The sequence below is a fragment of the Campylobacter concisus genome, from assembly GCF_003048405.1.
Classification (GTDB): domain Bacteria; phylum Campylobacterota; class Campylobacteria; order Campylobacterales; family Campylobacteraceae; genus Campylobacter_A; species Campylobacter_A concisus_Q.
Map to the genome: position 1 here is coordinate 761,463 of NZ_PIQS01000001.1, position 14,714 is coordinate 776,176.

Genomic DNA, 14,714 nt, shown 5'->3' on the forward strand with positions numbered 1-14,714 from the left:
CTTGGGGTTAAAAGAGTATCTCTTTGGCAAAAGCTCAGAAGATAGGGCGTGTAAATTTTTACAAAAGCTTGGTTTTGTCATTTTAGAGAGAAATTTTCACTCTAAATTTGGTGAGATCGACATCATCGCGCTAAGTAGCGATAAAATTTTACACTTTATAGAGGTAAAAGCAACTAGCGGAGGATACGAAGTAGAGTATAGGCTAAACAAGGCAAAATATATGAAAATTTTAAAAACTATAAATTTTTATATGATGAAAAATGAGCCAAATAGAGATTTTCAAGTCGATTTACTCGTCATAAAAAATGAAGATTTAGAACTGATAGAAAATATTAGTTTATAATAAAATTTATTATTTAGATAAAATTTAAATTTAATTTGTATAATTGCCACATTTTAAAAATAAGGAGAAAAAATGGGAAAATACATCGAACTTACAAAAGAAAATTTTGATGTTACAAAAGAAGGCGTTGCTTTAGTAGACTTTTGGGCTCCATGGTGCGGACCTTGCCGTATGCTAGCTCCAGTGATCGAAGAGCTTGCTGAAGACTTTGATGGCAAAGCAAAAATTTGCAAGGTAAACACTGATGAAGTGCAAGATCTTGCAGTTGAGTTTGGCATCAGATCTATCCCAACATTACTATTTTTCAAAAATGGCGAGCTAGTTGAGCAAATGGTCGGTGCTCAGTCAAAACAAGCCTTAACTGATAAACTAAATTCGCTTCTTTAATGAGCGAAAAAAGAAGAGGAAGCCTACTTCCTCTTACATATATATTTGGTTCATTTTTTGGTGCAGCTATGATAGCGGCTGCATTTGCGTATAGCAACTATCGTTTTTCACAATATAAATTTGTTGATTTTGCGAAGCTAGTTTTCTACGAAAAAAGCGAAATTTTCACTCCAAAAGAGCCAAAATACACGCTTTTAATCTTCAGTTCAAATCAATCAAAATTAGACGAAATTTTACCAACCAAAAATGAAACAGTCGTGGCAATCGATATCTTTCAAAAAAGATATGAGTCAAACTCGACACTAAAATACATAAGCTCAGATATAAATACAGTCTTGGAGCTGATGCGAAATTTGAGCATCACAAAGCTTCCAAGTAGTGTTGAGATAGTTCATCAAAGGGGTGAAATTTATAAACAAAATTCGCCCATAAATGTTTTAGAATAAAGGAAATTTATGCTTGATTTAGCGATCATCGGAGGCGGTCCAGCAGGACTAAGCGCCGGACTTTACGCCACTAGAGGCGGACTAAAAAATGTTGTAATGTTTGAAAAAGGCGAGCCTGGCGGTCAGATCACCTCTAGCTCAGAGATAGAAAACTACCCAGGTCAAAAAGCCCCTGGCGAAAGTGGCTTTGACTTTATGAGCACTTGGTGGAAACAGTGCAGCGCATTTGGGTTAGTTCACAAGTGGGCAAATGTCATTGGTGTTAGAAAAAATAGTGACGGTAGCTTTGAAATTTTACTTGAAGGCGGCAAGAGTGAGCAGGCAAAGGCAGTTATCGTAGCTACAGGATCTACTCCAAGACGTGCTGGCTTTAAAGGTGAGGATGAATTCTTTGGCAAAGGTATTAGCACATGCGCAACATGCGATGGCTTTTTTTACAAAAATAAAGAAGTGGCTGTTCTTGGTGGTGGCGACACAGCCGTTGAAGAGGCACTTTATCTAGCAAATATCTGCTCAAAAGTCTATCTGATCCATAGACGTGACGAATTTAGAGCGGCGCCAACTACGGTTGAAAAAGCTAGAAAAAATGAAAAGATCGAGTTCATAACAAGTGCGACGATAAAAGAGGCACTTGGCGATAAAATGGGTCTCACAAAGATCGTGCTTGATACCAAAAATGGCGAGCGTGTGCTTGATGTGCCGGGAATTTTTACTTTCGTTGGACTAAATGTAAATAACGAAATTTTAAAAGATGAAAATGGCAAATTTATCTGCGAGATGGTTGATGGTGGACAGGTTAAGACAAACCTTAAGATGCAAACTAGCCTAAATGGACTCTTTGTAGCAGGTGATATCAGAGAAGACGCTCCAAAGCAAGTCATTGTAGCAGCAGGTGACGGCGCAGTGGCTGCACTTAGTGCTATGAGTTACATAGAAAGCTTGCATTAATACTAAAATTTAGCCAAATTTTTTGGCTAAATTTTTCTTCTTTTTTCTATTAAAATTTTGATTTTATACGCATTTTTAAAGCCTGTTTGTAATCTATCTATAATAAATTTTATGTTAAATTTCAACCAAAAATCAAAGGATAAATTTTGGTAAAAATAGGCCTTTATGGTGCTAGTGGAAAGATGGCTCAAAGTATCATTTCTTGTTTAAAAGATGAAAAAGATGCCACTCTAAGCATTGCTTTTAGCCAAAAAAATCAGGTTGAAAATTTAAGTAACGAACTTTTGACAAATGACTTTGCTAAATTTTTTGAAGCATGCGATGTGATAATCGACTTTAGCCAAAAAGAGGCTACAGTAGCACTGCTAAACTACGCTAGAACTAATCCAAAACCACTAGTTATCGGTACGACCGGGTTAAATGACGAAGATAAAAACTTACTCCATTTAGCATCTGGAGCTATGCCTATTCTTTACGCAACAAATATGAGTTTGGGCGTAGCTGTACTAAACCGCCTTGCAAGGATCGCTTCAAAAACATTAAGAGAATTTGACATAGAGATAGTAGAGCAACACCACAGGCATAAAAAAGATGCTCCAAGTGGCACTGCGATGACACTTGCAGGAAGTGTAGCTGAGGCAAGAGATTTAAATTTAAAAGATGTTTTAGTCACTGGTAGAGCTGGCATGGTGGGCGAAAGAAGCAAGGACGAGATCGCAGTCGTGGCGCTTCGTGGTGGCGATGTAGTCGGTCGCCATACGGTTGGCTTTTATAATGACGGCGAATTTATTGAGCTAAATCACACCGCAACGAGTAGGGCAACCTTTTCAAAAGGTGCGATCAGGGCTGCCATTTGGCTAAAAGATCAAAATAGTGGCCTTTACTCGATAGACGATAGTTTAGGGCTTGATGATTAAATTTGAGCTTGATGATATAGAAAGCTATAAGCTAGAATTTGGTGATAAATTCTACTTGCCAGAGCGTGAAAAGCGTCAAAATTTAAGAACCGGCGATATAGTAAAGCTTATATTTAGATTTGAAGATGATGAAATTGCTCAGGTTGAGCGCATGTGGGTGGTCGTTAGCGAAACAAATAACGGCGAATTTACCGGTATACCGGTATTTTAGACAATGAACCATTTATAAAAGGCTATTTAAATGCTGGCGATGAGATCAAGTTTAACTATAAAAATGTTCTTGAAATTTACAAAGATGATGAAAACTAAAGGAAAAAAATGTGTGCAATAGTTGGTATTATAAATTCTAAAGATGCAGCAAAGACTGCCTATTATGCGTTATTTTCTATGCAGCATCGCGGTCAAGAGGCTAGCGGTATTAGTGTTTGTGATGACGGAGAAATTTCTACTCACAAGGGTAATGGTCTGGTTACAGAGGTTTTTAATGAAGAAATTTTAAGATCGCTAAAAGGCGATATGGCGATCGGTCACAACCGCTATGCAACGGCTGGTAAAAACTCGGGTCGTGATGCCCAGCCAATAGCCGCTAATTACTCTTTGGGACAAATTTCAATCGTCCATAATGGAAATTTGGTAAATAAAGATGAGGTTAGAGATGAGCTTATTAAAGATGGTGCGATATTTCAGACAAATATGGATACTGAAAATATCATCCATCTAATCGCAAGAAACCATAGCGAACACTTGCAGGATCGTATTATTGCAGCACTTGACAAGATAAAAGGTGCTTATTGTCTGCTTATCCAGTCACGCCATAAAACCTTTGCTATAAGAGATCGATGGGGTGTTAGGCCACTAAGTCTTGGCAGGCTAAAAGATGGTGGATATATCGTAGCTAGCGAGACTTGTGCTTTTGATCTTGTGGGGGCTAGCTTTATAAGAGATATTAGGCCTGGTGAGATGATAGTCTTTGAACATGGAAAAAGTGAGTTTCAAAGTATTCAAATTTATGATCCAGATCCTAGAATTTGTGCATTTGAATATATCTATTTTGCACGTCCAGATAGCGTGATAGAAGGTAAAAGTGTCTATGAAGTTAGAAAAAAAATGGGTGAAGTACTAGCTAAGAAGGGCAAAATTAAAGCAGATTTCGTCGTACCTGTACCAGATAGCGGTGTGCCAGCAGCGCTCGGATATGCAAACGAGAGCAAGATCCCTTTTGAGCTAGCTATCACCAGAAACCACTATGTGGGTAGAACCTTCATCGAGCCAAGCCAAGAGATGAGAAATTTAAAAGTCAAGCTAAAACTTAACCCGATGTCGTCGGTTCTAAAAGGTAAAAGTATCGTTGTTATAGATGATAGTATCGTTCGCGGTACTACTTCAAAAAAGGTGGTTGATCTTTTAAGACATGCGGGCGCTAAAGAGATTCATTTTAGAGTCGCATGCCCTGAGCTTAAATACCCTGAGCGATACGGTATCGATACGCCAAGCTTTGAAGAGTTGATAAGCTCTAAAAAAAATGCAGAGGAAGTAAGAGAATATATCGGTGCAGATAGCTTAGAATTTTTAAGTATAGACGAACTTAAAGAAAGTATCGGTAATGAGCGAAGATATTCGCTTGTAAGCTTTGATGGTGACTATTTCATAAAGTGAAAAATTTAGCCATTTTTTTGCTTGTTGTACTATTTTTTAGTGGTTGCTCACAAAAGAATCCAAGCAAAAAAGACGTTTCTATTTACGTAAGCTACTATGAGATAAATGGCACAAAACAGCAGCTGCAAATAAAAACCGTTCAAAATTTTATAGAACAAAATGCTAGTGTGCCATTTTTTGGTGTAGTCAATTTTTTAGCAGAAGATAAAATTTTAAATGCTTATTCGCTTGCAAAAGGCACTATAAACGTACTTGAAGTAAATAATAGCTCTATAAATTTAAATAAATCAAGTGATATTCTGGCTTTAAAAAAAGCTAATGAGATAAAATTTTATGAGATAAGGCCTGATGTGATTGAGAGCGTTAAATTTAGCTCACAAAATAGTGTTTGTGGCGATTTTTTGTTACAAAAGTCAGTGCATGTAAATGTAGCAACAAACTACTATTTAAGAGATGATAGTTTTTTTACAAGCTTAATAGAGGCAAATTTCTTTTATAAAAAAGGTGCAAAGATCCTAAAAAAAGAGTTTGTTTATAATATAGCTGAGGCTAAAACCCTAAAAGAAGCAAAAGAATTTACGCAAAAGACAAAGCAACTTTTCTTAAATGACCTACAAAAATTGGGAAGGCTACTTGATATACTTTGTACTTTTTAAATCTTTATCTTAAAAATTAGTGTTCATTGCAGATACTAAAAAGAAAAAATTAATATAAAATCAAACTAAGACTTAGCATTTTATCCTATGAAATTTGTGAAAATTTGCTTTAAATTTGACTTAGTAGCAATTTAGTTTTGTGATATTCATACCGTTTTTAAAGTAAGGTGGATATGGCATATATACGGTAAATGGTGTGCTTTTTTGCTTTGGTAAATTTTTGGCTACATCAAATTTATATTCAACTGTATTTGGCCTCTCGTCCTTATCTGTGCCAAGAACCCATGAGAAAAATGAAAGCCCACTTGGCTTAAAAAATGCTTCACCGCCAAGGTCATTTTTATTTAGCGGTTGATTGATTAGTTTAACTGTCAGTGTGCAGTTGCTAATTGTAAATTTACCGATGTTTCTCACTTGCCCCTTAAAAACAATACTCTCGTTTCGCAAAATTCGCTCACTTTTTACATTTTCGAGCATGCCTTTTTTTGTATATTTGTCAAGCACTAGCATCAAAAAAACAGCAAGTGTGGTTGAGACTAGAATGTTTGTAAAAAATAGTGATAAAAATAATTTTCGCTCAGCTCTAAGCGAGAGAACAAGAAATAAAATAGAAAGCAGAGCGATCGCAAAAAGAACGATAATATGAACGATCGTAAAATATGCTGAGCTCATCAAAAACACTCCACTTTTTTAGAGATATTGTAGTCTATAAATGCGAAATCATTGACAAATTCTTTAACTTCAATGCTTTGCTTTGGCAAAAATTCCTCGTTTAAGATGATTCTTTTTCTAGCAAATGGATTAAGCGAGTTAAAAAAATCTTTCGTATTTTGCCTTGAGCTTAGATAGAAGTCAAGCTCGATTTTACAGATACTAAGTGCATTATTTGAATTATTTGTAATATTAAAATCAACCATTAATGCATCAACATATTGAAGCTGCTTGGTGGTTATTTTGCTTATGCTAACTGGTCTTAAATTTTCATTTATATATTTGTTTGCGTAGTAATTACCTACAAAAAGTCCGAAAAAAGCAGCCAAAATAAATAAAAATCCTATCTGCCACCACGACTTTATCGCGATAAAAATTCCTAAAAGCACAATTAGTATAAATGCTAAAAATATCCAGCCATAGGTTAGAAAATCAATGAGCTTTGCATTTTGCAATACAAAAAGCAAGTTGTGCTTAATGCTATTTAACATCTCGCGATCTTTTCTCTTCAATGCCGCTCATACCAAAACGCCTTGCAAGTTCATTTTTTATAGCATCTGGATGGATATTATGGGCTGAAAGTGCTACAAGTGCATGAAAGCAAAGATCGGCTGCTTCGTAGATCAGATCATCTTTTGCTTTTTGCTCATCTTGCTTTGAGTTTTCTGCAAAGCTAAGATCTTTTGCGGCCATTATAAATTCGCCAGCCTCTTCGCCAACTTTCTTTAAAATTTGATTTTTGCCTTTTTTAAAAAGACTTGCCACATATGAAGTTTCAGGGTTAGCATTTAGCTTTCTATCTTCTATCACATGGTAAAGCTCATCAAGCACACCATAATTTATTTTTTTGACTTCAACTTTTGTATCTAAAATTTTGCCGTCATGCAAATTTATCTCATTAAAAAAGCACGACCTTGCTCCAGTGTGACAAGAAGCGCCTCCGTTTTGAATCACCTTTAAAAGCAAAGTATCGTTGTCGCAGTCTAAAAAAGCAGCCTTTATCTCCTGAGTGTTGCCACTTTCTTCGCCTTTTTTCCAAATTCTATTTTTAGTGCGTGAAAAATAGTGAGCGTAACGGCTAGATAGACTTAAATTTAATGCTTCTTCGTTCATGTAAGCAAGCATTAAAACTTCATTTGTGGCATGATCGCAAACTACTACTGGAAGCAATCCACCAACTTTTTGCCAGTCTATACTTTTTATTACGCTATTCATTTTTATTTCTCGCTTACTGAGCTAGCTCTTGCTTTATCTTTTGCGTCTAGCCAGATATTTGGCACAGCTCCACCAGGTGTTAAGAAAATTTTAGCATCTTTGTTTTCTTTTAGAGCCTCGTTAAATTTATTTTGCGTCTCGATCTGCTTTAAATTTAGTAGATTTTGATCGACACTTTTTGCAACCTCTTTGTTCGCATACGCAGTTGCGTCAGCCTCGATTTTAATGGCATCAGCCTTACCTTTTGCTTCAATGATCGCAGCTTTAGCGGTACCTTCTGCAAGTGCAGCTTGTTTTAAGGCTTCTTGATTTGCTCTTTCTACTTCGTATTTTGTTCTTTCAGCTTCTTGTTTTGCGATCTGAACACGCTCGATTTGCTCTTTTACCTTTGAAGGCAAGATGATCTCACGAAGCTGCACTGTTAAAAGCTCAACTGGCTTATTTGGCTGAGAATCGATATCTTTTCTTATGCCATCATCGATTTGTCTTGCTAGATCGTTTCTCTTTGTTGGAAGCTCTTCTGCTGTATATTTACCAGCGATACTGCGAACCACGTCACGAACGACAGGATCAACTATCTTGCTCTCCCAGCTAAGACCCCAAGAGGCAATAGTTTGAGGGGCGTTTTCTGGATTTAAACGGTATTGCACAGTAATATCAATGCTAACTGGTAAATTTCTAGCATCAAGCACTGAAATAGAATTTTTACGTAAAATTCCAGCGCCAACGCCTTGATATGATTTTTGCATTGATTCGCCCATATCCTCGCCAGAAGTATAGTTTATGATCCTAACTCTGGTGTCCACGATGATGATGTCTTGGATAAAAGGTAAAAAGAAGTGAAAGCCTGGTTGTAAAGGATTTGGCTCATATTTACCTGCTGTAGACTTGATGCCAACTTCACCTGAGTGAATCACTTTAAATGGCTGTGTGATAGCAAAAATAGCAATAATTGCAATTACAATGTAGGCAAGTGCTCCAAATTTACCAAAACCACTTGGTAGATTTGGCATTTTAAAATCCTTTTTAAAAGGTGGCTCTTTGTCGCTATTTTGACCTGAGCCTCTGTTGTCATTACCTGGCTTTTTTTTATTGAAATAATCGTTTAAATCAGCGGGCATTTCGTTCCTTTAAAATTTTAAATATATGTTAAAAATGATTCATATTTTTTATTTAGTCCATAAACTACGTCAAAATAAGCTTTTTGTAGTCTCTTTGTCACTTCTCCTCTAGCGCCGTTACCGATTATGCGGTTATCTATGCTATTTATCGGTGTTACTTCAGCTGCTGTGCCTGTGAAAAACGCCTCGTCAGCTGTGTATGCCTGATCTCTTGTGATGCGCTCTCTTCTTACTTCGATGTCAAGATCGTGAGCAAGTCTTATGACTGTATCTTGAGTGATGCTAAGTAGGCTGTTGTCGTTTGGCGGAGTGATTAAAACGCCATTTTCAACGATAAAGAAGCACTCGCCTGGACCTTCAGCCACAAAGCCCTCACTATCAAGAAGTAGTGCCTCGTCGTATCCAGCCTCTTTTGCCTCGTAGTTTGCCATTTGTGAGCTTAAATAGTTTGAGCTGGCTTTTGCCCTGTTCATTTGAGCAGCAGGTGCGAGTTTGGCAAAGCTTGAAATTTTAACTCTGATGCCTTTTTCTAGGCCTTCATCGCCAAGATAAGCACCCCATTCCCATGAAGCGATAGCGGTTTGCACTGGTGCTTTTGTATGAGCTACACCCATTACGCCGTATCCTAAAAATATAAGTGGGCGGATATAAACATTGCCATTATATTTATTTGCACGAAGAAGCTCTATTTGTGCTTTTTCTAGCTCTTCCTCGGTGTAAGGTACATTTAAAACAGTCATTTTTGCTGATTTTAAAAGTCTTTTTGTGTGATCTTGAAGTCTAAAAATAGCTAGACCTTTTTTTGTTTTATAAGCTCTTGTGCCTTCAAATACGGCATTAGCGTAGTGCAAAGAGTGAGTTAGAACGTGTACTTTTGCATCGTCCCATTTGACTAATTTTCCATCCATCCAGATGAATTCTGAAGCATTCATTGTTAAACCTTTCTTTTTTCTTAGAAATTTTGGTCTGAGTTTATCTAAAATTGCTTTAAATTTACATTTCTAAGACCAAAATTTGCAGATATTACCCGCCAAAACTACTTATCTAAAAGCTCTTGTATGATCTTTGCCATCTCATCGATTGATGAAGCTGCGCTTAAATTTATTAAGTATTTGCCGCTTACTACAAAAGCTGGCACACCGCTAATGCTAGCAACATCATAAGAGGCGAACCATGCGTCTAAAAGCTCTTTTGCTCGGTCGCTATTTAGTGCTTTTTCGTAGTCGTCCTTGCTCACGTGAGCTGCTTTAAGGGCTAAATTTATAAATCTCTCTTTGTCTTTGCCATCATCAAAATCATCTTTCTCGTCATGTCTTGCTTTATAGATCGCAAATTTTGCTTGCTTAAATTTTGACTCATCGCTTAGTAGATCAGTGCCATTTGCCTCATCTATCGATATAAGGGCAGCAAAAATTTTACTCGCGGTCTCACCAAGCTTGCCTTTTGTGCTTAGATGATATGGGATAAATTTCACATCTTCAAGCTTTGACATCAGCTTTTTTGTAATCGTTCGGTCAAATTTATAGCAGTGTGGGCAGTCGTAGCTAAAGACCTTAACGACCGAGTTTTTAGGTACGTTAAGCGGTTTTGTTAGAGTTTGATACTTCACGCCTTCAGTCAGTGCTGATAAATTTAGCGCAAAAAACGCACTTAAAATTAGCATTTTTATAAGCTTCATTTTTGCTCCTTATTTTACAAGATCAGCTAGCACTTTTGCGGCGTGATCTTTGGCTTTTACGCTTTTGTAAATTTTAACTATCTTGCCGTCTTTGCCGATCACAAATGTGCTTCTAACGATGCCAAGATACTCTTTGCCGTAGTTTTTCTTAACCTGCCAAACACCATAGAGTTTAGAAATTTCCTTATCCTCGTCGCTTAAGAGGATGTGCTTTAAATTTTGCTTTGCGATAAAACCCACATGTGACTTCACGCTATCTGGACTAACGCCGATGATAATGGTGTCATTTTTGATAAACTGATCGTAGTTTGCGCTAAATTCGCAAGCCTCAGTCGTGCAGCCTGGAGTGTTGTCCTTTGGGTAGAAGTAAAGCACTACATTTTTGCCCACAAAGTCTTTTAATGCGACCTTTACACCGTCTTGATTTAGCGCTTCAAACTCTGGCGCTTTGTCGCCAACTTCAAGCGTTATCTTTCTTTCTATGTCTGCTTTGCTAAATTCGCTCATTTTATCCCCTTTCTCTTATCTTCTACGCTTTCGCCACCTACGCCGATGTTGCTAGCATCGTGAGTTTCTATGAAAATCATCACCGCCTCTTTTTTCTTGCCAAGTACTCTTACAAGCGTCTCAGTCACCTCTTTAAAAACTTGATCTTTTTGCTCTTTTGTCGGCTCTGGGCCTGCTATTTTAATATTAACATAAGGCATTTTTGCTCCTTTTTTAAGATGCAAAATATTAGCCAAAATGAGTGAAATTTCAGATTAAAGCCTTTATTTAAGAATTTGGCATTAAAATACAAAAACTTGTTACATAGGAGCGAAAAATGGACTACAACAAACATAACAAAGGCTTTGTTTGCTTTATGTACGGCTTTGGACGAAACAGAGCGGTTTATGCTGTTTTGATGGTTTTAGTCATATTTTTGCTTGGTTTTTTGACATTTGGCTCAAGTGCTCAAGCTAACATTTTAAATTTACAAATAGCCATTGGTGTCATGCTTTGCGGGCTTTTACTCATACTTGTAAATCCAAAAATTTTCATCATCAAGCTAATTGGATATTTAATTTCACTTGCTGGCGTTATGATCGCTCTTCACAATGCAAATTTACTAGGCGAAGGCTTTAGCTTATATTTTTACGCAAGCCTAGTTTTTGGCGCATTTATGATGCTCATGCTTCTTAGTTGGTTTGTTTACAACGCAAGAAGCAGCGAGATAAATGAAATTTAGTTCACCACTCCCATTAGCACACTTGTGTAGGTGTTTTGTTTAGGCTCTGAGCTTGTTGCATTGTTTATATTTATGCGGCCAGCCTCAAGCCCAGCTTTTATGAGTGCTTCTTTTACTGCATTTGCACGCTCATTTGCTAGCTCAATTAGCTTTTCCTTATCCGTTTCGATAGCTTTTATTGCCTCTTCTCTTAAGGCTTTATCGCTTTTATCTTTAGCGCTTGGAACGAGAGAATTTAATACGGTAATATAATCTTTACCGCTTGAGGCGATTATTTGATTTATCTTTTGATCAAGCTTTTTTTCTTTAAAGTAGAGCACATCTATTTCAGAGTAAGTAGGTGTGATACTAAGTTTCATCATAGGCTTTGCACTAGTTAGCTTTATAAAATCAGTTATTTTTGGTGCTTCTGAGCTTATTAGCTCGTTACTTCCAGCAAGAAAATCAATAGAGCTAAGATCCTTGCTGCCAAGCCCTAGAGCATTACCTAAAAATCTAAACGGAGCTAACGTAATGTCTGCAAAGAGTTTTTTAACAGCAGCCCAAATGACACCGCCATATTTAAAGTCTGGATCGTCTAAATTTCCTTCAACTGGTAGGTCGATATTTATTTGATTATTTTGATCGCTTAATATCGATATAGCAAGCGAAAGTGGCAAATTTACAGCATCTTTTGAATCAACCTTTTCTCCAAGTGTGGGTGTGTCAAAATTTATAAGATTTGAGCCGTTTAGTTTTGAATCAACAACGCTATAATTTAGATTTAAATTTAACTTGCCTTTTTTTATTTTATAGCCCAAAAATTGCCCGCTATATGGCGTTATGTCGATTAGATCGATATCTTTAAAATCAAGCTTAATATCGGTATTTTGCTTTAGCTCAAAAGGAAATAATTTTGCTGTAATCTGAGAAAAGCCATTTTTGCCAACTATGCCTTTAAACTCACCAGAACTTGGACGTTTTTTATCGATGTCAGTTAGCTTGCCATTTAGATTTGAAATTTTTGTAGCAAATGGCATAAATAGTGACGCATCTGAAAAATCAACCTCGCCGTTGTTAAGTGAGAAATTTTTGATGCTAAAATTTAGCTCGTCATCTTTTTTACTAGCCACCTTTTTGCTCTCGGTTTTTTGCTCATTTTGAACTTTATTTTTATCTTCTTTTACGATTTTGCTTAGATTAAATTCGCGCTCTTTACTTAGATGAGCCTTGATAAACGGCGAATTTAAAGCAACTCCAGTAATTTCAAGATTATTTTTAAAAAGTGAAATTTTATCCACTTCTAAACTTTTAAACGCGATTAGCTCTTCTTTATTTTTATCATCTAATCTAATATCTTTTACACTAAGTTTTGCATCTGCTTTTATATCTTTTGCATAGTGAAGCTCGGCGTTTGCACTCATCTCTCCACTTGAAAGATCTGCCTCTAAAAATGGCTTTGCGTAGGCAAAATATTTTGGCAAATTTTTATCTTCAAGTTTGATTTTAGCAGTTATATCAAGTGGTTCAAGTTTGATCTTTGAGGTTAGGTCCAAATTTAGCTTTTGCGAGCTTTTTATATCCACTTTCGCGTCAAATGGCTTACTAAAATCGCTACTTAAATTTGCTATTTTTACAAACAAATTATCAAATTTATGAGCGATTTTCTCGCCTTCAAAAAGATGCGTCAAAGCGATACTAGCATTATTTACATTGATATTTTTTATATCAAATTTAAACTCATTTTCTTTGCTTTTTGAAGCTGATGTATTCTCTTTTTTAGTTTTAGTGCGATGATTAGCTGTTTTTGCCGGCTCTTTCTCACCAAGTCCAAGCTGGTTTATCACGCTTAAGCCGCTATCATTTAACTCTGAGTTAAATTTTGGTCTATTTACATCGATATTCTCAGCACTCAAAGCCATATTTAAAATATCAAATTTGATCGTTTTTGTAAGCACATTAGCGATATCTAAAATCTCTTTATTTTTTGCCTTTAAATTTATACCATTTATACTAATCTCATCAAGAGTTGCAAGGCTTTTATTAGTATCTTGAGTGAAGCTAATATTTGAGAATTTAGCCCCTGTCACATTTGCATTCGCATTTTTACTAAGCGGGGCATTGATGTCATCAAACGCTATTTTTTCAAGCGTTAGAGTGGTTTTGCTATTTGCTAAATTTGCATTTAAATTTGAGGCATTTATATCTTTTAGATTTACTAAATTTTTACTGGTTTCGTCTATTTTCAGGCCGTTTGCATTTATGCTATTTAGCGTAGCTGTTGCGTTTAGCTCACTTTTTTCATTTAAATTTGCTAAAAGCGAAATATCGTTTAAATTTAGTGATTTTAAGCTTGCTGTTATTGCATTTTTAAATGACACATAGCTTAAATTTATGGTATTTAGCTCTAATTTAGCATCTATCTTGTCTGCTATCTTACTTGATAGATTAAATTTTGGAAGCTCTAGCTCACCAAGGCTTAGTTCATTTTTGCCCTCATCTATGCTTAGTGATTTTACATTTAAAAAGCTGTCCTTTAAATTTATATTTGTAGCGTTCTCGTCGGCAATTAAAGCGTAATTTATTCCTAAATTTATGACCGCATTTTTAAGATTTAGTGTGTCATTATCGATAAAGCTAATCGCGACTGGATCGATACTAAAGTTCTTTATGCTGATATTGCCCTCGATTTTTAAGGGATTTAGCTTGATATCGCCATTTAGATCGATCTTGTGAGCTAGAGTCGAGTTTGAGTCAAAGATATGGCTACCTGCACTATTTTTCTTAGTATTTAGCGAGCTTAGCTCGTAGTTTATATCATCAAAATTTACGTTAAATGGATTTGTTAAATTTTGATCGCTATATGAAAATGAGCCTTTGATGATTTTTGCGTTATTTAAGGCAAAATTTATAGAGCTAGTGCTGTTATCTTCGGTAGTTGCGTTATCGTCGCTTATAAAATTGCTAAAGTTAAATTTTGAATTTTTATCCCTTAAAATTTTGACATTTGGCTCTTGAAGCCTAAAAATATCAACTTCAACTAATTTTTTAAAGATAGAAAATGGCTTTAGCTTGACGTCAATTTGCTTTGTGCTAAAAAGTGGCGAAGTGCTGTTTAGCTCAGCGTTTGTCGCATTTAGCTCGAAGGTAAAAGGATTAAATTTAGCACTTTCCACAAAAAGCGTTGCATTGTAGTCTTTTAGATATTTTGGAGCGATATTTTTAATGCCATAAGGTACTCCAAAAAATCCAAGAAGAGTATAAATAACTAAAAGTGAAACTAGGCAGATGGCTGAAATAAGTGCTGTTTTTTTATTTTTATTCATTGTAAAATTTGCCTTGTTGTTATCTAAAATAGGGAGAGATTTTACTTTAAAAAAGGTTAAAAGATAGTTAGAAATTTAAAACTTCTATACTATAAATTTACAT

Annotated in this window: 18 protein-coding genes; 9 read left to right on the plus strand and 9 right to left on the minus strand. The window is 35.9% G+C overall.

The window, feature by feature from the left end; all coding sequences use genetic code 11:
* Position 1 precedes the first annotated feature (1 nt).
* The 8 genes from CVT18_RS04035 (at position 2) to CVT18_RS04070 (ending at position 5,353) form a co-directional block, all read left to right on the plus strand.
* Positions 2 to 343, plus strand: coding sequence for a YraN family protein (locus CVT18_RS04035; protein WP_103628317.1), 342 nt, complete (start codon positions 2 to 4; stop codon positions 341 to 343).
* Between the two features lie 72 nt (positions 344 to 415).
* Positions 416 to 730: a thioredoxin gene (trxA, locus tag CVT18_RS04040; RefSeq protein ID WP_012001054.1), complete on the plus strand. Its 315-nt coding sequence runs from the start codon at positions 416 to 418 to the stop codon at positions 728 to 730.
* Positions 730 to 1,176: a hypothetical protein gene (locus CVT18_RS04045; protein WP_103594427.1), complete on the plus strand. Its 447-nt coding sequence runs from the start codon at positions 730 to 732 to the stop codon at positions 1,174 to 1,176. The genes trxA and CVT18_RS04045 overlap by 1 nt, the downstream gene beginning before the upstream one ends.
* A gap of 9 nt (positions 1,177 to 1,185) precedes the next feature.
* Positions 1,186 to 2,124 carry an NAD(P)/FAD-dependent oxidoreductase gene (locus CVT18_RS04050; RefSeq protein WP_103628315.1) on the plus strand — a complete coding sequence of 313 codons (939 nt, stop codon included), beginning with the start codon at positions 1,186 to 1,188 and terminating at the stop codon, positions 2,122 to 2,124.
* Positions 2,125 to 2,270: 146 nt separating this feature from the next.
* Entirely contained in the window at positions 2,271 to 3,041 is a 771-nt protein-coding gene (gene dapB / locus CVT18_RS04055; protein ID WP_103628314.1) for a 4-hydroxy-tetrahydrodipicolinate reductase, read from the plus strand.
* The gene (locus tag CVT18_RS04060) at positions 3,034 to 3,252 is read left to right on the plus strand and encodes a hypothetical protein (RefSeq protein WP_103628313.1); all 219 of its coding nucleotides are present in this window, start codon (positions 3,034 to 3,036) and stop codon (positions 3,250 to 3,252) included. The genes dapB and CVT18_RS04060 overlap by 8 nt, the downstream gene beginning before the upstream one ends.
* 107 nt (positions 3,253 to 3,359) lie before the next feature.
* On the plus strand, positions 3,360 to 4,697 hold the full coding sequence (gene purF / locus CVT18_RS04065; RefSeq protein ID WP_103628312.1) for an amidophosphoribosyltransferase: 1,338 nt from the start codon (positions 3,360 to 3,362) through the stop codon (positions 4,695 to 4,697).
* Positions 4,694 to 5,353, plus strand: a complete 660-nt coding sequence (locus tag CVT18_RS04070) for a hypothetical protein (protein ID WP_103628311.1) — start codon at positions 4,694 to 4,696, stop codon at positions 5,351 to 5,353. Before purF ends, CVT18_RS04070 begins: the two co-directional genes overlap by 4 nt.
* Positions 5,354 to 5,473: 120 nt before the next feature.
* Here CVT18_RS04070 and CVT18_RS04075 read toward each other — a convergent pair whose 3' ends face one another.
* The 8 genes from CVT18_RS04075 to CVT18_RS04110 form a co-directional block, all read right to left on the minus strand.
* Positions 5,474 to 6,025 carry a DUF2393 family protein gene (locus tag CVT18_RS04075; RefSeq protein WP_021090969.1) on the minus strand — a complete coding sequence of 184 codons (552 nt, stop codon included), beginning with the start codon at positions 6,023 to 6,025 and terminating at the stop codon, positions 5,474 to 5,476.
* Entirely contained in the window at positions 6,025 to 6,555 is a 531-nt protein-coding gene (locus tag CVT18_RS04080; RefSeq protein ID WP_087576542.1) for a DUF2393 family protein, read from the minus strand. Before CVT18_RS04080 ends, CVT18_RS04075 begins: the two co-directional genes overlap by 1 nt.
* Positions 6,545 to 7,279, minus strand: coding sequence for a bifunctional phosphoribosyl-AMP cyclohydrolase/phosphoribosyl-ATP diphosphatase HisIE (gene hisIE, locus CVT18_RS04085; RefSeq protein WP_103628310.1), 735 nt, complete (start codon positions 7,277 to 7,279; stop codon positions 6,545 to 6,547). Before hisIE ends, CVT18_RS04080 begins: the two co-directional genes overlap by 11 nt.
* 2 nt (positions 7,280 to 7,281) lie before the next feature.
* Entirely contained in the window at positions 7,282 to 8,400 is a 1,119-nt protein-coding gene (locus CVT18_RS04090; RefSeq protein WP_087586833.1) for a prohibitin family protein, read from the minus strand.
* Positions 8,401 to 8,417: 17 nt separating this feature from the next.
* The gene (locus CVT18_RS04095) at positions 8,418 to 9,332 is read right to left on the minus strand and encodes a branched-chain amino acid transaminase (protein WP_103628309.1); all 915 of its coding nucleotides are present in this window, start codon (positions 9,330 to 9,332) and stop codon (positions 8,418 to 8,420) included.
* A gap of 104 nt (positions 9,333 to 9,436) precedes the next feature.
* A complete protein-coding gene (locus CVT18_RS04100) occupies positions 9,437 to 10,078 on the minus strand; it encodes a thiol:disulfide interchange protein DsbA/DsbL (protein ID WP_103628308.1) in 642 nt (213 codons plus the stop codon).
* Positions 10,079 to 10,087: 9 nt separating this feature from the next.
* Positions 10,088 to 10,585, minus strand: coding sequence for a thioredoxin-dependent thiol peroxidase (bcp, locus tag CVT18_RS04105; RefSeq protein WP_103628307.1), 498 nt, complete (start codon positions 10,583 to 10,585; stop codon positions 10,088 to 10,090).
* Positions 10,582 to 10,785 (minus strand): tautomerase family protein, encoded by a 204-nt coding sequence (locus tag CVT18_RS04110; RefSeq protein ID WP_021090801.1) that lies wholly within the window; start codon positions 10,783 to 10,785, stop codon positions 10,582 to 10,584. Before CVT18_RS04110 ends, bcp begins: the two co-directional genes overlap by 4 nt.
* Before the next feature lie 116 nt (positions 10,786 to 10,901).
* Here CVT18_RS04110 and CVT18_RS04115 point away from each other — a divergent pair, with 116 nt between their 5' ends.
* A complete protein-coding gene (locus CVT18_RS04115; RefSeq protein ID WP_103628306.1) occupies positions 10,902 to 11,306 on the plus strand; it encodes a hypothetical protein in 405 nt (134 codons plus the stop codon).
* On the opposite strand, the gene CVT18_RS04120 is transcribed toward CVT18_RS04115, so the two are convergent.
* On the minus strand, positions 11,303 to 14,611 hold the full coding sequence (locus CVT18_RS04120; protein WP_107824264.1) for a DUF748 domain-containing protein: 3,309 nt from the start codon (positions 14,609 to 14,611) through the stop codon (positions 11,303 to 11,305). The two genes, CVT18_RS04115 and CVT18_RS04120, sit on opposite strands and share 4 nt — an antisense overlap.
* Between the last annotated feature and the right edge of the window lie 103 nt (positions 14,612 to 14,714).